Source organism: Halobaculum sp. MBLA0143 (genome assembly GCF_041361465.1).
Classification (GTDB): Archaea; Halobacteriota; Halobacteria; order Halobacteriales; family Haloferacaceae; genus JAHENP01.
Window position 1 is genome coordinate 233,051 of sequence record NZ_JBGKAC010000002.1, and the last position, 23,312, is coordinate 256,362.

The window sequence follows — 23,312 nt, forward strand, 5'->3', positions numbered from 1 at the left end:
GTAGAGTCCTTCGACAGCCGCCCTCCCCAGTGCGACCGGCACCGAGACGGGAACGAGTCGGTTACTGCTCGAACACCCTGTCGTACACGGCGTCGACGACGGGGTCGAGTCGCCCGACGAGCGTCGAGACGGGCGCGGACGCGACCAGTTCCTCGACGGCGCCGAGCCGCCGAGCGGCGTCGTCGTCGGACTCCAACACGGGGACGGTGATCCCCGGCCCGGTGAGCAGTGTCGGGTGGAGTCGGGCGAAGAACGCGCCGCGACGAGACAACTGAATCCGAGCTCTCGTACGGTCGAGTTGCCCCCACTCCGTCGCGGTGGCGATCCTGTCGAGGTGGATCACTCGCGCGACTGGGACCGTCGTCTCGGCTGGAGCGGTGTCGACGTCCAGCGCCGCCGGGTCGAGGTCGCCCGCGGTGTCGTGTCGCGTGACCGTCGTCGGATCGACCCCGAAGTCGTCACGGAGAACGCGATCACTCAGCGCCAGTCGTTTCCCCCCGCCGACGACGGTGTCGCCGTCCATCAGCGTCCGGTCCTTTGCCACCAGCGACAGCCCGTAGCCCCGACACAGCCCGACCGCGACAGTGGTCTTCCCCGACCCGGGCTCGCCAGTCAGCACGATCGCCCGGTCGCCGTCGGTGACGGTCGCCGAGTGCAGCGAGTAACGACCCGCCCGGAGGTAGAGGAACTCCATCGCCCGGGCGACGAGGACGGCGACGTCGACCGGGTCGACTGCCTCCTCTGGGACGGTGAGCCGACAGTGTCGGTCGTCGGTGATCAGACCCGCAGACCCCGTCTCGACGGCGACGGTGTACCCCCCTGTCGACGCCGACGGCTCGAACGACACGTCGGGGAGCTGGTGTCGAATCGCTCCTCGTACGCCGTCGACGCCTCCGGGGTGCCGGAGTCGTACCCGGCAGCCGTGACTGGCGACGACTGTCTCCACCCCGTCGTCGATTGGACGCCGAGCAGACGACCGCGGACCCTCCTCGGACCGACCGCCGTGCTCCACGCCGGACTTTACGATAGATGACACGTACTGTCTTTCCTCTCGACCCGAGAGAGCGGGCACCCCGTCGGCAGGTGTCTGCACACCCGAACGCGACCCGACCCGACGACGAACGACGACCCGCCGCCCACGCCGTCGGCGCCCCGCCAGAGGTGATGTGGCACGGTTCTGGTCGAGGCTGCGCGCGGCACACACCGAACGCTCGAACACGCCGCCTCAGACGGCCTCGCTGTCGGCGTCGCCGGTCCGTTCGAACCGGAACCACCCGAAGTCGAGTGTCACGCCGTCGTCGGCGACGTGGAACGCGGCCCGTTCTACCTCGCCGTCGTCGTCGACGGACTCGAAGACGGGGGCGTCGGGGTCGAACGACCGCGGGACCAGCGGCCGGGTCTCGGCCGGTATCGGCCCGACACCGTCGAACTCCAGCTGCAGTCGGTCCCCGGTCCAGCGGACGGTCGCCTGGCGGACGCCGTTCGCCGTCGTGTACCGGCCGGGGAGTCCGGCGACGGCACGTTCGAGCGCTCGGTCCCGGTCGACGCCGATGGGGTCGCGTCCGACGGCGTCCGCCAGGAGCGTTCGCGCGAACGTCACCGGCGACGCGGACGGCCGACCCGTCAGCCCGACGGCGACACCGACCTCGCGGTCGCGGAGGAACCCCGCGTACCCCCCGGAGACGCCGGTCGACCCGCTGTGGCCGACGAGCGTGTCGTCCCCGAACGGCGTCGTCTCCCACCCGTAGCCGACGCCGCTCGTCTGGCCGTCGGCGTACGTCCGCCAGTCGGCGTGTCCGTGGTGGGCCGCGTCGAGCAACGACGACTCGACCGGGAACTCGCCGGTCGCGTGAGCGGTGACGAAGGAGGCGAGCGCCCGCGGCGAGGCGACGAGCCCGCCCGCCGGATCTATCAGCGCCGTCCCCGGCAACGTCGTCGGCTCCGGTCCGTCCGGCCCGGAGCGACACGGTGTCGCCGCCTCCGGCTCTGCCAGCGCGTCCGCGTCGTACGTCGCGTCGACGCCCAACGGGTCGAACACGAGTCGGTCGACAGCGTCGTCGAACGACTCGCCAGTCACTCGTTCGATCACGCCCCCTAACGCCACGTACCCGGAGTTGTAGTACGCGAACGACCCCGGTTCTCGCCGAGCGTCGAACTCCTCGGTGACGAACGCCCGGAACTCCTCCCAGGTCTCGACCCGCCCGTCGTCGTCGATCCCCAGCGTCGATCCGAACGCCAGGATCTCCATACCGTCGGCGGGCAGTCCGGACGTGTGGGTGAGGAGCTCGTAGACCGTCACCGGTTCACCCGGCGGGTCCCACCACGGGAGGAACGCGGCGATCTCGTCGTCGAACGCCAGCGCCCCGTCGTCGACCAGTCGCAGGACCGCAGACGCCGTCACCGGCTTCGAGACCGACCCGACGCCGTAGGGTGTGTCTGCCGTCGTCGCCGGACCGTCCGGGCCACACGACCCCAGGCCGCGCTCGTACACGACATCGTCGCCGTCCGTCACGACGACACTCGCGCCGACGCAGTCTGCGTCCGCGAACCACGACGTGGTCCGGTCGTCGAACGTCTCTGTCGTGATCTTCGCAGCGTCGTCGCCCGTCGTGATCCTCGCAGCGCCGTCGCTCGTCGCGGAACTCGTGGTGCCTCCGTCCGTCCTGGAACCCGTGGTGGCGTCGCCTGTCCTGGAACCCGTGGTGGCGTCGCTCCTCGCCTCTCCCGCGTTCTCGCGCTCGGCTGGAGAGTGTCTGGTGTGTCCGTGTTCGCCGTCGTCGTCTCGGTCGTCGTTCACACACTACGCCAGTGGCGACACCAACTTCAACGCTCCCAGCAGCGCGTTACTATACGCTGGCCGACAGTTTCGAGTGAGGTGGGAGCGTCACGGCGGAGCGTGGACGACTCCGAAGACCCGAGTCACCGCACGGACGGCGGCAGGCGAACGCTCGAATCGCCGCGTGGCGTCACCGACGGCGGTGAGCCCTCGGAGGAGCTGTCGACGGCGATGTTCGACCTCGTCGGCCAGTCGGACCGCGCGGCGATCCTGGCGACACTCGGGCAGTACGCCCGGGAGGAATCGGACGAGGGAGGGCTCGCCTTCTCGACACTCCGCGAGCGCGTGGGCCACGACGACCCGGGAAACTTCAACTACCACCTGGATCGGCTCGTCGGCGGGCCGGTCGAGCGAACGGACGCGGGCTACCGGCTGTCGACCGTCGGGCGACGACTCCTCTCCGTCGTCGTCGCCGAACGGTTCGACCCCGAACAGACGACGGAGGTCGACGCGACAGCCGACTGTCCCGTCTGTGGCACGCCGGCGACCGTCGAGTACACCGACGGTCGCCTCCGAATCGACTGCTCGACGCACACCACCGCCTTCGACGTGGGCCCGGAGGTCGTCGACCGCGTCGGCGTCGCAACGGCCTGTCGGGTGGGGTTCCGTCGGGGGACGCTCTACACCGAGTCGTTCCGCGCCGGAGTCTGTCCCGACTGTGAAGGCCCCGTCGACGCCGAACTCGCCGTCGACGACGAGGCTTGGTTCGAAGGAACCTGTCAACGCTGTGGGCTCGAGCTCTCGAACACGCCTGCGGGGTGCGTGATCGACCATCCCGCCGTCGTCTCGCTGTGCTGGCGCCACGACATCGACGTCCGCGAGACTGGTCGGCGTGTGCTCGCTACTCACGCCGAGAGCCACGTCGCGAGCCGAGACCCGCTCCGAGTCGCCGTCGAGGTCTCCGTCGGAGACGACAGCGTCCGACTTCGACTCGACGACGACGGCACGGTCTGTGACGTCGAGACGTGAGGACGGCGACGAGACTCACCACGATCACCGTCGGTCGGGACTCGTCGTGCTGGCGTCGCCGGCGCGTTCCGACCACACTCTCCGCTCTCGTGACTACGTCCTCACTTCACCCTTGTGGGGTCATCCTGAAACATCGTGGAGGTGGCGCTACCGTACGTTGTCGGGGTTGTTTCAACCCCTCGTGGGGTCCTCCTGAAACGCAGCTCGCCGAGGTCGTCGAACGTCTCGCTCGCCAGCTTCAACCCCTCGTGGGGTCCTCCTGAAACGCTCACGTTGCTTTCGGTGCCGACGATGCCGGCGATGCTTCAACCCCTCGTGGGGTCCTCCTGAAACCGGCGCCGACGCCGTCGGGATCGGTGTTGTGTCGGTGCTTCAACCCCTCGTGGGGTCCTCCTGAAACCCCGCTCCCGCGTCGCTCACGGCGGCGCGGGGCGTCGCTTCAACCCCTCGTGGGGTCCTCCTGAAACACGTTCGACGGCACGCGAGTCGCGGCGTCGGGAGTGTGCTTCAAGCCCTCGTGGGGTCCTCCTGAAACTGGATCATGCGTCCATCCTCAACCACGCGCCCATCCCGCTTCAACCCCTCGTGGGGTCCTCCTGAAACCCGGATCATACGTCCATCCTCAGCCAGATTCCGAGACCGCTTCAACCCCTCGTGGGGTCCTCCTGAAACGATGTTTTGGAACGCGAGCGCCGAGGGGCGCAACGAGCTTCAACCCCTCGTGGGGTCCTCCTGAAACTGTACGTCTCAACCTGGAACTCCTGTTTCCGCTCCTCGCTTCAACCCCTCGTGGGGTCCTCCTGAAACAGTGGGGTCCCACAGTCTGCTCCCAGCGCGTCCCCGGCTTCAACCCCTCGTGGGGTCCTCCTGAAACAACGTCGCCGTCGCGGGACTAGTGATCACCCGCGTGCTTCAACCCCTCGTGGGGTCCTCCTGAAATCGACGCGGTGCCGGCGCTTGACTCCGGCGGTGGCGCGCTTCAACCCCTCGTGGGGTCCTCCTGAAACCCTGCGGTGTCGGTAAGGCGGTACGTCGTCGTCGGGCTTCAACCCCTCGTGGGGTCCTCCTGAAACGCGGCTCGGGCCATCAACGGCAACCCCGCACGGATGCTTCAACCCCTCGTGGGGTCCTCCTGAAACCCACACGACGACGCGCAGTGTCGGGAGTGTGGGACGCTTCAACCCCTCGTGGGGTCCTCCTGAAACCGCGCCGGGCGCCCGCCGGCCGCGGCAACAGCCGGGAGCTTCAACCCCTCGTGGGGTCCTCCTGAAACTGACAGCCGCGAAGCACCTGCTCTATCGAGCGGTCGCTTCAACCCCTCGTGGGGTCCTCCTGAAACCGGATTTAACTCGTTTCGGAACATCGGCGGCGCGCTGCTTCAACCCCTCGTGGGGTCCTCCTGAAACGCCCCCGCCGCCGAGGCTTCCTGGCCCGATGGTGAAGCTTCAACCCCTCGTGGGGTCCTCCTGAAACTCGTCAGCGTGTGTTCCCCATCTCGTCCGGTGATCTTGCTTCAACCCCTCGTGGGGTCCTCCTGAAACCGGCCCGGCTCACTCCAACCACCCCGCATCGGTGCGGCTTCAACCCCTCGTGGGGTCCTCCTGAAACCATGCCCTCATCTGCCCCGTCAGGTACTAAGCCTTGTCCTCACACCGACCAGATTTCACGACCCCTCGATTCTCCCTCAGACCCCCGGGGGTCGATGAAGTGTGGACGGACAGCTGAGTGATTTCCCCTCGAGTAACCGAACTCCAGGTCGAGAACCCAATGATTAGATTTATGACTCGGACAGACAATTGGACCGTTACTCGTGACAATTAGAGTGACGAGAGGAGACGAGACGAGATGCGGCTCTTAGCCCGGCTCCGTGCACGGGCGGACGCGGCGTACGACCACACGTACCATCACAAGCTCCGTGGGCGGATGTGGGGTGCGCTGGACGGGACGGCGTTCGACGACCGACACGGCAGTGAGGCGCCGACGGGACTCGTGTTCTCGAATCCGTTTCCCCCCTACGACATGCAGGAGGGAGACGAACGGACGCTGCTCGTCGCGTCACCGAACCGAGACCTCCTCGGCGAGATTGCCGCCGACTTCGACGCCAATCCGGAGCTGAACGTCGGCGAAATGCCCTTCGAGATCACCGACCAGAGCGTGCTCGCGCCGGACGTGGGCGAGCCCGGGACGAAAGGTGTGATCGAGACCGGTACGGGGGTTCTCGTCCGAATCCCGCCGTGGCGATTCGACGACTACGGGATCGACGTGGACTCTGACCAGTCGGAGTTCTGGAAGCCGGAGCACACGATCGATCCGTTCGAGACACAGGTCGAGAACAACCTCGACTGGAAGCACGGCCACTTCGCGCCCGAGGACCTTCCAGGTCCGTCGGACGTGACGGACAGTCTGTTCGAGAGCTACGAACTGATCAAGACGTTCGCGCTTCCCGTGACAGTCACCGAGGGCGAAGAGGAGACGTGGATCCTCAGCAAGTGGAAGTTCGGCTACCAAGTCCGTGACGACGATCACCGTCGTCACCTGAACCTCGCGTTAGACGCCGGGCTCGCCGAGCGGAACGCGATGGGCTTCGGCTTCCTGAATATCAAGGAGGACTCTGGGGGCTCATGAGCGTTCAGGATCTGCCACTCGCGGATGTCTCGGACGATCAACTCCTGGCGCTCACGCTCGACCGCCCGCCGTCGTCGGTATACGACGTGGTCGCGGTGTACGGGCGTATCAACTCGATGCTCGTCACAGAACGAGTCCCGGGAGATGTCCCGGCGGAGCACGTCACGCACATGACCCCGGACAACGACAAGATCCAGGGTCTGTACGACCAAGAGGACTCGCTGCTGAACGTTCACGTTGACCTCAGCGGCGAGGAGCCGAAACTCGCAGACGAACTCGTCACCCTGGAGCGACTCACCTGGGAGAAAGCGGTCCGGGTGGGGTACACACGGCCGATCAAGAAGCGCGGGAAAATCATCGCCCACTCGATCCCGCACCACGCGAACGGGAAGAAGGCGGGAAAGACGGCCAAGTACTCGACCGACCGGCTCACCCGGTGGCCGACCGACGACGAGGTGAGTCGGACCGCGGAGGAGTCTGACGACGAGACCGTGATCGACCAGCTCCGTGCGCTCGGTGGCGACGACGCGGCAGTAGAGCGAGTGAGGGAGACCGTCGAAGAGCGGGTCGAGACGATTGGGGGGTCCTTCGAGGGCCTCGTCTCGCTGAAGATCAAGACAGAGCCGAAGGGTCTGTTCCGGTACCCCGGAGAGATCCCCATCGTCAACGAAGCGATGGTGGCCAAGAAGACAGAGCGGATGAAGGGCTACTCAGAGGCGAACGACTCCTCTGGCGAGGCGGCAGACTACGTCACAGGCAAGGTTGGAACCGCGCTCGGGGCGACGCCCGGGTCTCCCGTCGAGTACTTTCACGGGAAGCAGATGGAGAAGTTCCCCAACTTCGACCCCGACGAGGGGTACCAGGTCCGGCCGCTCTCCGAGGAGACGGCCGCGAACGTCGCTGCTGGACAGGCGTACACGGCCTCCTGCTCTGTCGATCTCTACGTCACGGGGGAAAACGGGTTCCAGGATGTCGGGATCGAGATGAGGTACCTCCCGTATCTGTCTTCGACCGACGACGCAGACGATGTTCGTCGGCTCGCAGGACTGCTCGACACCGCGCTGAACGGTGACCAGCGGTTCCGAGAGCTGCTCGCCGACAGACTGAACGAGCGGTCGCGGTTCGCCGACCGTCTCAAGCTGTATCAGATCGTCGTTGCGACAGATCTCGACGAGAAGGACAAAATCCTCACAGAGCGTGGTGAGATCGACGGGCTCAGCCCGGTGACGATTGGCGACCGACACGTCGAAGTTCTCGGGCAGTGGCCCCACGCCAGCGACGACTGGCGCGGTGTCTTCCGCTCTGGCGGCGGTCAAGATCGGTTCTCACTGCTTGACCCCGAGAACGTTCGGCTGCCCGAGAGCGTCCTCTCCGGACAGTACTTCGACGAGACACTGTACAACCCGCAGAGGAACTCGAACGACCCCATCTTCGGGCCAGACGATGTCCAGGTACAGTGTCTCGTCGCACTGATGAGCGAGAAGTCGATCCCGGCGTCACGGTACCGGGAGAGCCTGGTCAGACGGATCGTAGAGAAACAGAACGACCTCCTCGGAGACGACAGCCGAAATCGTGACTTCCCGTTCTACCTGCTCGCAAAGCAGCACGCACAGTGGAGTACACTCGTGGCGTGCGACACGCTTGACGGGGAAGCACTCCCCGCAATCGACCCCGATACACAGATGCCAGACGAGACGACATCCCGCGACGGCCTGCTCGAACAGTTCATCGAGAACCACCCGCTCCTCAAAGAACCGGAACGACAGACGTGCTTCCTCCTCGGAGCCTTGGTGGGACGGCTCAGCGCCTACCAGATGCGCGAGGGGTACAACACGATGATCCGACGGTACCCCGTGGAGAACGTCACCAAGCGGAACGTCCCGCGGATCGTCCACAAGGTGATCGGCAAGAACAACGACTACTCGGACATGGAGGACAACACCGGTGTGATGAATCTCCGGTACCAGACCCGCCTCACCGATCTCCTCCACCGGACGGAGCCGTCTGAGTGGTCGCTCTCGACGGACGAGGTCCGGATGCACTACGCCCTCGGCATCTCCTACGGCTACTCCGACACGAGCCCAGACGCCGACGAAGAAGAGAGCGAGGAAGAGCCCGCACCGAAGGCGAATCAGCCGGCGGCCACAGAGTGACCATGTCCGACACAGACTACACCCCACCGGAGAATCGCTCGGAGATCGTCCTGCTGTACGACGCCCGCGACTGCAACCCCAACGGCGACCCACTGAGTAGTGACAATCGACCACGGATCGACCCGGCAACCGACCAGGCGATCGTCACCGATGTCCGTCTCAAACGGTATATCAGGGACCAACTGTACGCCGACGGCGAACCGATCCTGATTCAGAACTCCTCGCAGTTGGGCGAGAAGCCGACCCGCGAGCGCCTGTACGACGAGGTCGCGACACGGATGGACGAGGGAATCGACCCCGAGCGAGCGTTCCTAGAGGCAGCAACCGATGTCCGGTACTTCGGTGCCACGATCTCGGTCAACTCCGACGTGACGGAAGACCTTCCCACCCAGTTCGTCGGACCGGTGCAGTTCCAGACCGGCCGAAGCTACAATCCAGTCGAGGTGAACGAGGCGACACAACGCCTCACAACGGTTATCTACAGCAGTGACGACGCCGAGCAAGGAACGTTCGCAACCGATCAGCGGCTACAGTACGCGCTCGTCGGGTTCACCGGCGTGGTGAACGAGAACGCCGCCACCGACACCCGGCTGACGCAGTCCGATGTCGAACGCCTCGACACGCTGGTGTGGCGAGCACTCTCGAACCAGACGATGACCCGAAGCAAGGTCGGACAGCAGCCCCGACTGTACCTCCGCGTGGAGTACGTCCGCGACGACTTTCATATCGGGAATCTCGACGAGACGTTCGACATGTCTACCGAGGGGCCGCTGGCCGATGTCCGAACGATCAAAGACTACGCCGTCGACATCTCCGGGTTCGTCGAGCAGTTGTCGAACCACTCGGAGGCTATTGAGACCGTCCATGTGGAGGAAGACCGCCGGATGTCTGTCACTGGAGGTGACGGTGAGACGTACGAGTCCGTCGGGAGTGCAATCGAATCCGTCAGTGGCATCTCGGTGGCTCCGATCGGAGTCTACCAAGATGTCGAAACCGCCGAAGAGTGATGGCACCAGCCGACCCCCCAGACGAGTGTCTCGTCGTGGATGTCGGTGGACCTGTCGCCCACTTCCGAAAGGTTGGGGGAAACAGCACCCGCCAGACCTACCACGCCATCCCACGGACGACGGTCGCCGGACTGTTCGCGGCAGTGCTCGGGCTCGGGCGAGACACGTACTACGACACGTTCGGGCGGGGCGTGTCTGCCGTCGGAATCGTCCCACAGACGGAACTGCGAACGATGTCACTCCCGCGGTCGGAACTCTCCACCGCGCCGAAGAACTTGAGCGACATCGGTGAGCCGTTCGAAGACGACACCGGAATCGTCACAGTGAATCCCAGATCGCTCCAGTCCAGACAGCGGAATCCCTACGAGATCCTGCGCGAGGTCACGTACCGGATCTACCTCCAGTTGGACGACCAGCAGACGTACGAAGAGTTGGCAGCGACGCTGGAGGCCGGCCAGTCGGTGTACACCCCGTCGCTCGGACTCTCGGAGTGTCTGGCCACCGTCACGTTCCGTGGCCGTCACGAACTCGAACAGACCTCGAACCGGGCCGTCGACTCGGTGCTTCCGGACGACGACTCTCGGGTGCGGCCCGTGGCCGGAGTGACGTTCCTCCGGGAGCGCGTCCCGACGTTCATGGAGGCAGTCGACTCCGGAGGACGCCGGACGACGGCGTTCACGACCTACACGATGCGGCAGGACGGCGGTGCCTTCGACGTCGGGGACGACGTGCCAGTCGGGACACCCGTCTCGGACGAACTCGACGACCGGGTCGTGTTCCATTGACCGGTCGTTTCACCGACCCGGCGGAGCTGTGGTCACGCCCGCCGGACGGCGATGGCCCCGAACTCGTCCACCGGCACCTCGCGGATGTCGCCGGCAGGGCGGCCGCCCTGATCGGAGCAGACCGTCGAACCCGGGGTGGAGAACCACTCCGCCCGGTGGCGGCGACGCTCGGCTGGACTCACGACTTCGGGAAACTCACCGAGTGGTTCCAGGCGAACTTCGACGAACGGTCCACGACTGTCGGGAAGCCGGAACAGTATACGTACCACTCGCTTCTCGGTGCCGTGTTGGCGCACTACGCGCTCGATCGGCGAGGGTACAGCGAGACTACGTGTAGCGTCGGGTTCCACGCCGCTGTGGCACACCACCGAGCGACGGCCGACATACAGAACGAGACCGATCGGTACGCAGCCGACAGGCCGCCGGTGAACAACCGCCTCGACAGAGTCGGCGAGCAAGTCGACAACGTCCGCTCCCGGATTCCGGCGTACGCGGAGCGGATCGTCCGCACGGCCTCCGGCGGCGGCGGCTCTCTCGCCGACTTTGAGGAGTACCTCGACGAACGGCTGTTCGCGTACGACCTCGGGAGGGTCGAACGACGGCCACCCGACACCGCGTACGGGACGCTCGTCCTCCTCACGGGGGCGCTGAAGCTCGCTGACAGGTCGATCGTGCTCGAACGGGAGTTCCGACCGCACACTCGGACGCCGACCGAGCAGATCTCGCCCGGACTCGAGCGCGAACTCCCGTCTCCCGGTGTCGTGGAGACCGCTATCGACGAACTCGGTGGCGGTGGACAGACATCGGAGTTGGACCGGATTCGAACGTCGGTCCAACGACAGGTGCGGGACCGTGCGGTGAACCAGTGCGAGGACAGCGGGGGCGGGTTCCTCGGGACGATCCAGCTCCCGACCGGGTTCGGAAAGACACACGCGGGGGTCTGGGCGGGGCTCGAATTGGCTACGGCCGCCGCGGAGGGAGACCATGCCGACGGTCGAACCCTCGCGTACGTCCTCCCGTACACGTCTATCGTGGACCAGACCGCCGACACGATCCGAGACGTGTACAGGCGTGCCGGGCGGGCGGACAGTCTGCTCGTCGACCACTATCTAGAACAGACGAGGATCGACATTGACGCGCAACTGGTGGCCGAGGAGGAAGACGACGACGGGGACGTTCCGGCCGAATTCTTCCTCGGGAGGTCGTGGCGAGCGAACACCGTGCTGTCGACGTTCGTGCAACTGTTCGAGTCGCTCGCCGGCCCGACGTCGAACCAGGCGCCGAAGCTCCCGTCGCTACAGGAGAGCGTCGTTGTGATCGACGAGCCGCAGCTCTTGGACGTACAGTGGTGGCCGGTCGTCGGCCGACTGGCGGACGTGCTAGTCGACCAGTTCGACGCGGTCGTCCTGTCGATGACTGCGACCCAGCCGCGGATCTTCGACGAAGAAGCCGAGAACGAAGTTCATCGACTCGTCGAACACCGGGACGGTCCTCTAGGATTCCTAGCCGACAACCCGCGTGTCGAGTACACCGTTCACCCGTCAGTCGACGGTGTCGACCCTGACAGCCAGGCGACGACAGTCCGAGACCGCGACGAGTCGGCGAGTTCCACCGACGAGAACGACTCGTCTGGTCGCGCCTCCGGCGGCGTACTCTCCCATTCAGGTGCTGCCGAACTCCTCGTGGACGACACGTCCGAGGGAGAAACAGCCCTCGCGGTGTGCAACACCATCGACAGTGCTCGCTGTCTCGACACCGCGATCACGGATGCTCTCCACGTCCGAGACGGATCAGTCGTCTCACTCGGTGTGTGCCTCCACGAGTGGGTAACTGACAACGAGTGCTACCCGGACGACTTCGCCGATCCGGAGCGAAGCGAGTTCGAGGCCCGGGTTGCCGAACGTGTTGCAGAACCGGACACTGTTCTCGTCGTTCACCTCTCTGCCGTGGTCCGGCCCCCGGACCGACTCCGGCTCATCAGGTTCCTCCGCGAGAGTGATGTAGTCGAGGAAACATGCGTGATCTGTACTGCGACGCAGGTCGTCGAGGCTGGAGTAGATCTCAGTTTCGACCGTGTGTACCGCGACTTAGCTCCGGTTCCGTCGCTCGTACAGTCTGGTGGACGGTGTAACCGGAGCCTCGAATCCGCGAGTCCCAGCACGGTCTCCGTCTGGCGACTCGAAGCGCCGCCAGCGGCTCGATCCGAGCGGCCTCCCTCCGAGGTCATCTACGCTATCGACGGTGACCGGCTGGTACCGACAGTCCGGTCAGTGCCGTACGACTACGCCGACCGGACGGTCGAAGAGACGACGATGATCGGCCCCGTCGTGGAAGAGTTCTACGAACGCATCCATGGGGGTGACCCTGGAGACCGCTCGCTCGTCGACGCCGTCGACAGTGCAGCCTCACAGACCCTCCGGAGTGCGTCGCTGATAGAGAACCGCGACGATCGGGTCGAGGTTTTGTTCGCCCGAATCCCCGAGGAGATTGAGCTGATGAATCGGCTCCGGTCCGCCGTCGAGAACGAGGCCTGGGACACGGTACAACGACTGTTCGGCGAGGCACAGCAGTTGCAGTTCAGTGTGAGTCGGCGCCGACTTGGAGAGATCCTCGACACTCCCGCCAGCGAGCGTGTCTCGGTCTACGACTCGCCTGTCTTCCTCGTCGACGGAACCGAAATCCCCGCTGGATTCGATCCACACCTCGGAATCGTCGACGGGGCTGACCCCGAGTGACTCGACAGGCAGCACCCATCGACTGAAGCTGTTCGATGGCCTGGCTTGTACGGTGATCTAACCGAGGAGGTACTCACTGGTAAGGAGAGATCGAAATTCGTGACGGACGAAGGGGAGACCACTCGCAGTCTCAGTCACCGCCGAGATCGCGGCGAGTGTCGAATGCACTTTTTCGGTGACGCCGAAGAACCGGAGGGTCGGTCCACGTAGCTGGGCGAGGGGGCCCCTCTATCATCCATCTTCCGGAGTCTGAGGAAGGAATCGAGGAGTCACGAAATCTGGTCGGTGTGAGGACAAGGTTTAGGACCTGACGGGGGAGATACGTACGTGGTTTCAGGAGGACTCTACGAGGGGTTGAAGTAACTCCAAGACGCGCTTCCGTCCGTCCTCGGTCAACGTTTCAGATGGACCCCACGGGGGGTTGAGGCAGCGAGTCGCTGGACGGGTATCAGGTACGGGGGGGTTCCAGATGGGATCCACGAGGGATTGAAGCTCATTGAAGAAGCACCTACTCACGGGTGAGACGTACCACCCGACGAGGCGGTGGTGGTAATGTTCGTTCTAGTGACGTACGACGTGTCTGCCGAACGGACACGGATCTACCGAAAGCTACTCCGTCGGTACCTCGAACACATCCAGAACTCGGTGTTCCACGGTGAGTTGACCGAGGGGCAGCTTGCGACGGTGAAAGGCGAGATACGCGACGAACTGGAGCCCGACGACTCTCTGTACGTGTTCACCGCCGAGATTGCTGCCAGTGTCGACTGCACTGTTCTCGGCGACGCCGAGGAACCGGGGAGTCGGTTCACGTAGCCGGGAGCAGGGGGTCTCCGTCATCGACCCCCCGGGGGCTGAGGGGGAATCGAGGGGTCATGAAATTCTGGCGTGAGAACCGGGGTTATTAGACGCTGTAGCCGTGTATATCGATATGGTTCCAGAAGGACCCCACGAGGGGTTGAAGCGAGCGCACGCCCGTCGCCGGCTCGCGCGCCGCCCGCGTTCCAGAAGGACCCCACGAGGGGTTGAAGCCCCACTTTTGAACCGACTCATCATAGGTCACGAACGTGTTCCAGAAGGACCCCACGAGGGGTTGAAGCTCCGCCGACGCGTCAGTATCCTCGGTGTCGTCGTGTTCCAGAAGGACCCCACGAGGGGTTGAAGCAGGCCATTGGTTAGGTTGCAATGGCGACTGACACCGAGTTCCAGAAGGACCCCACGAGGGGTTGAAGCGGTAGTGGTAGTTCCGTCCGTCGGGACGACCGTGTTGTTCCAGAAGGACCCCACGAGGGGTTGAAGCCTTGCTTTAGAGTAGTCCTTGCACACCACGGTCTTGTTCCAGAAGGACCCCACGAGGGGTTGAAGCATCGGAGTCGACCCGCTCTAGATCGGAGTCGACCCGTTCCAGAAGGACCCCACGAGGGGTTGAAGCTGGTGTGGTCGGACGCCCCAGGAGGTTCGGGGGGCGGTTCCAGAAGGACCCCACGAGGGGTTGAAGCCGGGATGCCGGCCTGGTCACACAGCCGTACCCACCGGTTCCAGAAGGACCCCACGAGGGGTTGAAGCGAGCGCATCGACGACGGCCAGGACGACGACGAACCAGGTTCCAGAAGGACCCCACGAGGGGTTGAAGCTCCGCACTGACATCCACCCTGCACGGATCTGCGAGGTGTTCCAGAAGGACCCCACGAGGGGTTGAAGCCAGAGACGGGGACGCGAGTGGCGGGAGTCGTCTCTGTGTTCCAGAAGGACCCCACGAGGGGTTGAAGCTCGGGGAGTCTCTCCCCATGAGTGAGAGACGTGAGTGTTCCAGAAGGACCCCACGAGGGGTTGAAGCACGCGGGTCCGACCGGTCCAGGCTCCGACCCCGAAGCGTTCCAGAAGGACCCCACGAGGGGTTGAAGCGACGGCCCGCCAGTGAACACTCGCCATGATCTGGACGGTTCCAGAAGGACCCCACGAGGGGTTGAAGCGCCTCCAGTACGTTCGAGGAGGTAGACACCTTATTGTTCCAGAAGGACCCCACGAGGGGTTGAAGCGAACCGTATCAGTAACATGACATAACGGACGTGCAAGTTCCAGAAGGACCCCACGAGGGGTTGAAGCGACACGCTGGGGGCCCCAGAGAAGATTTCGTTCTTCATGTTCCAGAAGGACCCCACGAGGGGTTGAAGCACCCACGAGTCGAAGAACACGCGACAGCGGTGCCCGGTTCCAGAAGGACCCCACGAGGGGTTGAAGCGCGGTCGGGAAGCGTGAACAGATCTATTCCATTCTTGATTCCAGAAGGACCCCACGAGGGAGACAGCGAGGACACCGTCACCGGCGACCACCCGCGCCGGCACGAGGGACACCCGTACGGCGACGTACAGCAGCAACAGGAACACCCGGAGCCCGAGCGCCCCGAGTTCGTCACCGACGCGGAAGCAGCCCACGAGCAACACCCCAGCGACGACGAGGTGGTAGAAGAGTCGCACAGCTGCCAGCCACGTCGAGCCCGTAGCGTCGCTGTCACGACCGCCGACGACTCTGTGTCTCCATCTCGGCAGTCGTGTCCGCACCGTCCGCGCCGGTACCGCCGAACGGCTCTGGAGGGCGAGAGTCGTCCATCGGCGGGGCGTGGCCGACGGGAGCAAAGCTCTCTTCGGCTCCTCGACGACTGAGGACGACTCACCGGCTACCGATGTCAGTCATCAAGCGCACCGAGTAGACGGGTGAAGACGGGGGCCACAACCCCCCCCGGATCGTCGTCGGTGGCCGGCGTGTCGACGTGGTCGCGGGACTCGTCGACCGTGTGGGCGGGGTTCTCGCCGGCGAGGTGGCCGTAGACCGCGCGGACCGCGTCCGTGAGACCGACCGCAGAGGGGTCGACTGCCGACAGTACTCTCTGTCGGTCGGTGTCGCCGTCACGATATTGACCGTCGGTCGGATCCCCTCTCGAGTGCGCCAGCAGAGCGGCGTGGCCCGGCGGCCGACCTGCGAACTACCGCTAGGGGGGATCGCTCCGAGGGCGATCAGTCCTCTTCGTCGAGCCAGTAGTCCACTTCGTCGTCGCGTCGGTAGTAGCCGTGGACGGTTCGTTCTCCCTCGCCGCCGGGTGGTGCGCCGGCGAACACGCCGACCTTCTCCGAGTCCGGGTAGACGGTCACGTCGGGGTCCCGCATCGTGGAGACGACGAGGTACCGTAGCGGTTCGTCGCCGTCGTTGAACACGCTGTGGGCGTGGTCGGGACCGGCCGGGAGCGCCACGTAGTCGCCCGGCGAGACGGACAGTGTCTCGTCGGGGAGTCGAACGCCGCCGTGACCCGCGAGGACGTACACCGACTCCTCGTTGCCCGTGTGGTAGTGGTACGGCCACGACTGCTCGCCGGCCGGGAGTTCGTACAGACTACACCCCAGTTCGTCGCCGCCGGCGGCACGTCCCAGCCGTTTGCGCCGCAGCCCGGTCCGTTCCTCGTCGACCCGTTCCCAGTCCAGTGTCGCCTCGTTCACCCTGGTCACGCCCGGGTGGACGGGAGCGGCGACGATAAGCCTTCACGAGCGAGGGGGCGGCTACTCGGATCTCGGCGGGGGATGTAGCCACACGGAGTGTCTCCGTTCGCGTGACTCCACCGGGCGTGTGGGCGTATCTACGCCGCCGGAGAGTCCTCGCGTCGCGCTACTCCGACGGCGTCGTCGCCTGGACCCTCCACTGCTCCGTCGGGGAGCTCCCGTCGTCGGCGACGAGCGTCTCGGCCGCGACGGAGAGACGCTCGGGGTCGACCGCCGCCGCGAACGTCGGCGTGAACAGGGTCACCGGGTCGGACCGCTCCCGGACGGACTGCGAGCGGTCGGCTCCCCTACACGGACCCGCCGAGAGCCACTGTCGCCTTCGACGACCTAGAACTCCTCGCCGTCGATGGCACCCGGGGACACCTCCGACAGCGACACGCTGTCGTGGCTGACGGTGAACGCGAACTCCTGTACCCCGGCCGGTGCACGCGGGAGGCGGACCGTGACCGCTCGTGTCGTCGCCTCCGCCGTCGCACCGACGGCGTCGGCGAGGTCGACGAACTGGACGCGAGTCGTTCGGCCGCGGTCGGCCCGACGGACGACTCGGGTCCGATCGTCGGAGACGAGCGCCGGCTGGATCTCTCGGACGGTCGCGGCCGTCTCCGTCTCGACCACGACGCTCGCCTTCTCGAACCCGTCCGGCAACGCACCGACCGTCACGACGACCGTCGTCGTTCTCGTCTCTTCGCCCGTATCGCCGTCATCCCGCCGACCTGCCGACGACCCACGCTCGGCACCCGTCTCTCCGTACACACCCGTCTCGTACTCCATCGTCGAGTTCCGACGTAGAGACTCGTTCCTGCCACGGCGGACGACGACCGGTGCTCTCGCGAGTTCCACTACGTAGGGTCCTCCGAGCGTAGAAATAGACGTGCGTTCTTGTACGACTTAATACGAGGTCAGATTGTATTGTGTCGCCGTCGCACTTATACTGGTAGGACGCGTCGTCACGTTCCGTGGCAAACGTGCACGTCAGTTCATCCGACTTCGGAGAGTGTCTGTCCCGGGTGGACGAACTCCTCCTCTCGGAGACGGAGGAGGAAGCAGTACGACGGACGACAGAGCTGCTCCAGATTCCGTTCGACGACCCGACGGTGCGGGTCTGGGTGAGGGACGACGACGACTGGGCAATCGTGGGGAACGCACAACACTCCGACCGCTCGACGGTCGCGTCTCGACGACTCCCCCCGACGGGGCCGCTGACGGAGTCGACACTCGACACCCGGTCGGACGAGCAGTCGACGACCGAACTGCTCGTTCCCGTCGGCGACCAGACCGCTGTCGAAGTCGTCACTCGTGTGCCCGACGGGTTCGCCGACCGGGCCGTCGCACTCGTCGAGGCCGTTGGCCCACACCTCGAACGCGTTCTCACCGACCGTTCGGCTGCCGACAACCCCCGAGAGACGGACGAGACCGCCGCGGGAGACGACACAGACGAGACCGCCGCGGGAGACGACACAGACGAGACCGCCGCGGGAGACGACACGGGCGAGACCGAAGCGGACGACGGCCGGACGCCCGACGCTCGGAGAGATGTCGACACGGGTGCGCTCCGCCGACTCCACGAGGCGACGGTCGACGACGCGTCGTTCGCGGAGACGGTCGACCGGCTCCTCTCGCTCGGGTGTGAGTACGTCGGCCTCGAAACCGGGCTCCTCGCCCACGTCGACGGGACGGACTACGAGGTGGCGGCGGCCGTCGACCCGACCGACTCCCACGGGGTCGGGACCGTCTACGAGCTGGATCGGACGGTGTGTGCGACGACAGTCGAGAACCACTCGACGGTGACCGCGTTCCCGGGCCTGGCGAACTCCGACCACCGGTCACACCTCGCGTCGGACACCGTCCGATCGTACCTCGGTGTTCCGGTGACAGTCGACGGCGAGACGTACGGGACGGTGAACTTCTCGGCACCGACACCACACCGGGCGTTCGAGCCGGACGAACGAGAGTACGTCGAGCTGATCGCCGAGTGGGTCGGCCGAGAGATCGAACGGCACCGACGGATCGAGGAGCTGGAACGCTACGAGACGATCATCGAGGCGGTCGACGACCCGGTGTACGCGCTCGACCGCGACGGTCGGTTCAGCTTCGTCAACGAGGCTGCACTCCGGGAGTTCGGCTACGGTCCAGAGGTCGTCGGAGACTCCCCGTCGATCGGGATGGACGAGGCGGACGTCGCTCGGATCCGCGAGCAGATCGAGCGCCTCCTCGCGAGCGACGACCGGTCGACCACCGCCGAGTTCGAGCTCCGGACCGCGGACGGCGACCCGAAGGTCGTCGAGAACCGGATCGCAGTGATCGGGGACGACGAGTTCCGCGGAACGGCGGGTGTGATCCGCGACGTGACCGAGCGAACGGAGCGCCGTCAGCAGCTGGAGTCGTTCCAACGGGCAGTCGAGGAGGCCAGCGACGGCGTCGCGATTCTCGACGGCGACGAGTACACGTACGCCGACGAGACACACGCCGAGATGTACGGTCTCGACGACCGGAGCGAACTGCTCGGCGAGACCTGGCGGCAGTTGTACGACGACGAGGAGGCTCGACGGATCGATACCGAGGCGTTCTCCACGCTGGACACGGACGGGGAGTGGCAGGGGATGGTCACCGGCTCTCGACCGGACGGGTCGACGTTCCCGGCGGAACTGTCGCTGACGCGGCTCGACGACGACCGACTGGTGTGTACGGTCCGCGACGAGACGGACCGGCTGGAGCGAGAACAGCGACGACGGGCGACTGTCGACGTGCTCGAACGAATGTACGAGGTGACGACGGACCAGTCACTGTCGCGCTCGGAGAAGATCGACGCCCTGCTGGAGGCCGGCACCGACTATCTCGAACTCCCGTACGGGTTCCTCACCGAGATCGAGACCGACGTCACCAACGGTGGCACGCAGACGATCACCCACGCACACGGCGACCACGGAGGACTCCAACCTGGCGCGTCGTGTCCGCTCCCGGAGTCGTACTGCCGGCGGACGGTGGAACGAGACGAGCTGATGACGGTCCTCGACGCCACGGCGGAGGGGTGGGGAGACGACCCCGCCTACGAACGGTTCGCGTTGGGGTCGTACGTCGGCGGACCGATCCACGTCGACGACGACACCCACGGAACGGTCTGTTTTGCCGGACCGTCGGCGCGTGACCGACCGTTCTCCCCGACGGAGAGATCGTTCGTCGGGCTGTTACGCCGGTGGATCAGCTACGAGATCAGCCGCGAGGCCGCCCGCGCCGAACTGTCCGAAGAACGGGAGCAGCTCCGGCTGCTGATCGACAGTCTCGACGAGTACGCCTTCGTCGTTCTCGACGGGGACGGTCGGGTTCAGCGGTGGAACACCGGTGCCGAGTCGTTGTTCGGCTACGAGTCGACGGACGCGACGGGCATGGCTGTCGAGGAACTACTCCCCGAGGATCGGCAGAGTGTCGCGGAGCGGCTGTTACAACAGGCACGAGTCGCGGGCGAGAACTCCGACGAAGGGTGGTACACCCGACGCGGGGGGTCACAGTTCTACGGGGACGTGCGGTACGCGACACTGGAGGACGACGGGGAGTTCCGGGGGTACGCTGTCGTCGTCCGCGACCTGACCGACCGGCGACGACAACGCCGACGCACGGAGCAGTTCGTCGAGAAGTCCGAAGACGTGGTGACGATCGCCGACACGGAGGGACGGATCACGTACGCCAGCGGCTCGGCCGAGCGGGTCCTCGGGTGCGACCCGGAGCGGCTGGTCGATCAGAACCTCTTCGACTACGTCCACGAGGACGAGCGTGAGACGGCCATCGAGTCGTTCTACACCGCCGTCGACGGAGCAGAGTCGGAGGTAGAAGTCGAGTGCCGGTTCCGAACGCCCGACGGCGAGTGGCGTAATCTCCAGATTCACTGCCGGAACATGCTCGACAGCGACGCGATCGACGGGATGCTGTTGTACTTGCGTGACGTGACGGAGATGAGAGAACAGATGCGCCGGTTCGAGAGCATATTCAACCAGACGTTCCAGTTCACGGGACTACTCCAGCCCGACGGGACGGTCATCGAGGCCAACGAGTCGGCACTGAAGTTCGGTGGGATCGAACGCGAGGAGATCGTCGGCAGGGAGTTCCCGGACGTGCTGTGGTGGAACCACTCCGAGACGGTGTACGATCGTATCCAGGCCGCCATCGTTCAGGCGAGAAACGGAGAGTTCGTCCGCTACGAGACCGAGGTACGGGGTGCAGACGGGCTGGCGACAATCGACTTCTCGCTGAAGCCCGTCCGTAACGACAGTGGTGAAGTGGTGTTGCTGGTTGCGGAGGGGCGTGACGTGACGCTCCAACGTCAGCGCCGGCAACACCTCGAGGTCGTCCAACGAGTGTTGCGTCACAACATGCGGAACGATCTGAGTAAGGTCCGTGGCTGGTCGGAGTTGATGGCCGAAGAGCCCGACCCGGAGACGCGATCCGAACAGTTCGAGCGGATCGACGGTATCATCGACCGGTGGCGGTCGATGACCGAACGAGTGAAAGAGATCCGACAGATGCTCCAGACGGAGCCCGAGGATCAACGGACGGCACGACTCGAGAAGTTGGTCGCCAGGGCCGTGGGAACTGTCCGCGAGCGGCACTCGTCGGTCACGGTCGACACAGATCTACACAGCGAGCAACTCGAGGTTCCGACGAGCGTCGAGAAGGCCGTCGGTGAACTGCTCCAGAACGCGGCCAGTGTGACTGACGACGCCACACTGGAAGTGACAGCCACACGTCCCGAGGAGGGGTGGGTCGAGATCGACGTGTACGACGACGGTCCCGGGATGCCGGACAGCGAGGCAGAGGTGCTCGAGACCGGAGAGGAGACGTCTCTGATACACGGACAGGGTCTCGGCCTGTGGATGGTTCGGATGATCGTCACACAAGCCGGCGGCGACATCTCGGTCGACCCGGGTGACGACGGGACGCGTGTGTCTCCGTCTGCCGACGGACTTCCGAGGAACTCTCGCCGTGCCTGGCTCCTCCGGCTGAGACACGCCGGGAGTCTCTCCCGTCGCACTGTGACACGCGTTCGAACACGAACCGCCTCGTGTGACCTTCGTCCACGTTCGGGTACGGGCCCTTCTGTGGAATCCCGAGCGTCTCGGTGGTGTCCGTCCTGCCTGCCGTTCCCAGCGCGACGAGCCGGTCACTCGCGTGGCTGGACACGGACGGACACGCCCCCGTCGAGCGCGAGCGTCGGGCCGCCGGCGACGGTGAGCTCGTCGACCGGCGTGAGCCGGTAGCGCCGACAGACCGCGGCGACGGCGGTCCGCAGCATCCGGTCGGCCATCCGACGGCCGATACAACTGCGCGGGCCGACGCCGTACGGGACGTACGCGGCAGTCGGGCGGTCGTCGCCGGCGAGCCCCGGCCCGCCGCCGTCGACACCCCTGCCCTCGGCGGTCCCGTCTCCGTCCTCGTCGTCTGCAGCGCTCCCTCGCCCGTCTCGGCCGTCGAGCCACCGCTGCGGGCGGAACGTCTCCGGGTCGTCCCAGAACCGACTGTCGCGGTGGTACAGCCACGGGGCCAGCACGACCGGTGTCCCGGCGGTCACCTGTGCTCCACCGAGCGACACGTCGGAGAGTGGCTCCCTGAACAGGAGATACTGCGGCGGGTACAGCCGGAGACTCTCTCGGACGACCGCGTCGAGTGGCTCACAGTCGATCGGCGAGGCGTCCGCCAGCGACCTGTCGCCGACGCTCCGGTCGACCGCCGCCGCCAGTGACGACTGTCGTCGCGGGTGGGCCGCGAGCAGCCCGAGCGTACAGGACAGCGCGGTCGCGGTCGAGTCGAACCCGGCGAACAGGAACGCGATCAGTTCGTCCCGGATCGTCTCCGTCGGCAGTCCGGCAGCCACGAGTGTCCCGAGGAGTCCGCGGTCACTGTGGTCGTCGTGGTCGTCGCGGGCGCGGTGACCGTCGTGGCTCCCGTCGGAGCGACGCTGCCGCTCGACAGTCTCGTCGAGACGCGCGTGCAGCGTCGCCACGGCGCGTCGGAACCGGCGGTTGGTCGGTGTCGGCACCCACTCCGGGAGGTACGTCGACGGCGAGTCCAGCCGGAGCCGGGCGAGCACGTCGTCGGCAGCCGCGTGGATCGGGGTGTCGCCGCCCCGGAGGTCCAACCCGAACAACGCCCGCGCGAGCACGGCGAGCGTGAGGTCACGAGCCGTCGCCTGGAGGTCGACCGTCGCGTCGGTCGGCCAGTCGGCCAGCTCCCCGTCCGCGTACGCCGCGGTGACGCTGTCGACGGTCGACACTCGGTCGGCGGTGAACGCCGACCCGACCACCGAACGCCGGTCTCGCCAGGCGTCTCCCTCCAACAGGACGAGACTCCCGCCCTGGAGCGTTCCGAGACGTTCTCGGAGAATCTCCGCCTTCTGGTACTCCTCGGAGGCGTCGACGAGAACCTGCCGAGCGACTCGTGGATCGGTGACGACCACCACCTGCCGCCCGGCGACGGACGCCGAGACCACCGGCGCGTCCGTCTGGCCCCACCGGTCCAGCGTCGACAACGGCGACCGGAGAAACGAGACTGTGTGTCCGACGAGCGGCCAGTGGCCGGGGGCACGCGGCGGCTGTGACACACCCCGACTGTCGCTCGCCAGCCGGAAGTACGTGTGGAGCCCAGAGGAGACAGACGGTCCGCTCG

At 65.8% G+C, this 23,312-nt stretch carries 14 protein-coding genes and 2 CRISPR repeat arrays; of the genes, 8 read left to right on the forward strand and 6 right to left on the reverse strand.

The window, feature by feature from the left end:
* Positions 1-61 precede the first annotated feature (61 nt).
* Both RYH79_RS16520 and RYH79_RS16525 read right to left on the reverse strand, forming a co-directional pair.
* On the reverse strand, positions 62-1,036 hold the full coding sequence (locus RYH79_RS16520; RefSeq protein ID WP_370901364.1) for a DEAD/DEAH box helicase family protein: 975 nt from the start codon (positions 1,034-1,036) through the stop codon (positions 62-64).
* Between the two features lie 189 nt (positions 1,037-1,225).
* Positions 1,226-2,797: a serine hydrolase domain-containing protein gene (locus tag RYH79_RS16525; protein WP_370901366.1), complete on the reverse strand. Its 1,572-nt coding sequence runs from the start codon at positions 2,795-2,797 to the stop codon at positions 1,226-1,228.
* Positions 2,798-2,896: 99 nt separating this feature from the next.
* On the opposite strand from RYH79_RS16525, the gene RYH79_RS16530 reads away from it, so the two are divergent.
* The 7 genes from RYH79_RS16530 (at position 2,897) to cas2 (ending at position 13,923) form a co-directional block, all read left to right on the forward strand.
* Positions 2,897-3,805, forward strand: coding sequence for a DUF7351 domain-containing protein (locus RYH79_RS16530; protein WP_370901368.1), 909 nt, complete (start codon positions 2,897-2,899; stop codon positions 3,803-3,805).
* A gap of 168 nt (positions 3,806-3,973) precedes the next feature.
* Positions 3,974-5,413: a CRISPR direct-repeat array (repeat unit 31 nt; unit sequence GCTTCAACCCCTCGTGGGGTCCTCCTGAAAC).
* Between the two features lie 237 nt (positions 5,414-5,650).
* Complete coding sequence (locus RYH79_RS16535; RefSeq protein WP_370901370.1) at positions 5,651-6,430, forward strand: CRISPR-associated endoribonuclease Cas6; 780 nt, start codon at positions 5,651-5,653, stop codon at positions 6,428-6,430.
* Entirely contained in the window at positions 6,427-8,583 is a 2,157-nt protein-coding gene (locus tag RYH79_RS16540; RefSeq protein ID WP_370901372.1) for a TM1802 family CRISPR-associated protein, read from the forward strand. Before RYH79_RS16535 ends, RYH79_RS16540 begins: the two co-directional genes overlap by 4 nt.
* Before the next feature lie 2 nt (positions 8,584-8,585).
* Positions 8,586-9,590: a type I-B CRISPR-associated protein Cas7/Csh2 gene (gene cas7b, locus RYH79_RS16545; protein WP_370901374.1), complete on the forward strand. Its 1,005-nt coding sequence runs from the start codon at positions 8,586-8,588 to the stop codon at positions 9,588-9,590.
* Entirely contained in the window at positions 9,590-10,375 is a 786-nt protein-coding gene (gene cas5b, locus RYH79_RS16550) for a type I-B CRISPR-associated protein Cas5b (RefSeq protein WP_370901376.1), read from the forward strand. Before cas7b ends, cas5b begins: the two co-directional genes overlap by 1 nt.
* A complete protein-coding gene (locus tag RYH79_RS16555) occupies positions 10,372-13,110 on the forward strand; it encodes a CRISPR-associated endonuclease Cas3'' (protein ID WP_370901378.1) in 2,739 nt (912 codons plus the stop codon). The genes cas5b and RYH79_RS16555 overlap by 4 nt, the downstream gene beginning before the upstream one ends.
* Before the next feature lie 552 nt (positions 13,111-13,662).
* Positions 13,663-13,923 (forward strand): CRISPR-associated endonuclease Cas2, encoded by a 261-nt coding sequence (cas2, locus tag RYH79_RS16560; RefSeq protein ID WP_370901380.1) that lies wholly within the window; start codon positions 13,663-13,665, stop codon positions 13,921-13,923.
* Between the two features lie 118 nt (positions 13,924-14,041).
* Positions 14,042-15,349: direct repeats of the CRISPR family, unit length 31 nt; unit sequence GTTCCAGAAGGACCCCACGAGGGGTTGAAGC.
* Positions 15,350-16,121: 772 nt separating this feature from the next.
* Here cas2 and RYH79_RS16565 read toward each other — a convergent pair.
* The 3 genes from RYH79_RS16565 to RYH79_RS16575 form a co-directional block, all read right to left on the reverse strand.
* The gene (locus RYH79_RS16565) at positions 16,122-16,607 is read right to left on the reverse strand and encodes a cupin domain-containing protein (protein ID WP_370901382.1); all 486 of its coding nucleotides are present in this window, start codon (positions 16,605-16,607) and stop codon (positions 16,122-16,124) included.
* A 157-nt stretch (positions 16,608-16,764) separates the two neighbouring features.
* Entirely contained in the window at positions 16,765-16,902 is a 138-nt protein-coding gene (locus RYH79_RS16570; RefSeq protein WP_370901384.1) for a hypothetical protein, read from the reverse strand.
* An 83-nt stretch (positions 16,903-16,985) separates the two neighbouring features.
* Complete coding sequence (locus RYH79_RS16575) at positions 16,986-17,498, reverse strand: hypothetical protein (RefSeq protein ID WP_370901386.1); 513 nt, start codon at positions 17,496-17,498, stop codon at positions 16,986-16,988.
* A gap of 116 nt (positions 17,499-17,614) precedes the next feature.
* Here RYH79_RS16575 and RYH79_RS16580 point away from each other — a divergent pair, with 116 nt between their 5' ends.
* A complete protein-coding gene (locus tag RYH79_RS16580; RefSeq protein ID WP_370901388.1) occupies positions 17,615-21,907 on the forward strand; it encodes a PAS domain S-box protein in 4,293 nt (1,430 codons plus the stop codon).
* Here the strand turns inward: RYH79_RS16580 and RYH79_RS16585 are convergent.
* Positions 21,811-23,247 (reverse strand): cytochrome P450, encoded by a 1,437-nt coding sequence (locus tag RYH79_RS16585; RefSeq protein WP_370901390.1) that lies wholly within the window; start codon positions 23,245-23,247, stop codon positions 21,811-21,813. The two genes, RYH79_RS16580 and RYH79_RS16585, sit on opposite strands and share 97 nt — an antisense overlap.
* Positions 23,248-23,312 lie beyond the last annotated feature (65 nt).

Coding starts and splice junctions, on each gene's coding strand:
- RYH79_RS16535 (WP_370901370.1), top strand. CDS start 5,651: ATGCGGCTCTTAGCCCGGCTCCGTGCACGGGCGGACGCGGCGTACGAC.
- RYH79_RS16540 (WP_370901372.1), top strand. CDS start 6,427: ATGAGCGTTCAGGATCTGCCACTCGCGGATGTCTCGGACGATCAACTC.
- cas7b (WP_370901374.1), top strand. CDS start 8,586: ATGTCCGACACAGACTACACCCCACCGGAGAATCGCTCGGAGATCGTC.
- cas5b (WP_370901376.1), top strand. CDS start 9,590: ATGGCACCAGCCGACCCCCCAGACGAGTGTCTCGTCGTGGATGTCGGT.
- cas2 (WP_370901380.1), top strand. CDS start 13,663: ATGTTCGTTCTAGTGACGTACGACGTGTCTGCCGAACGGACACGGATC.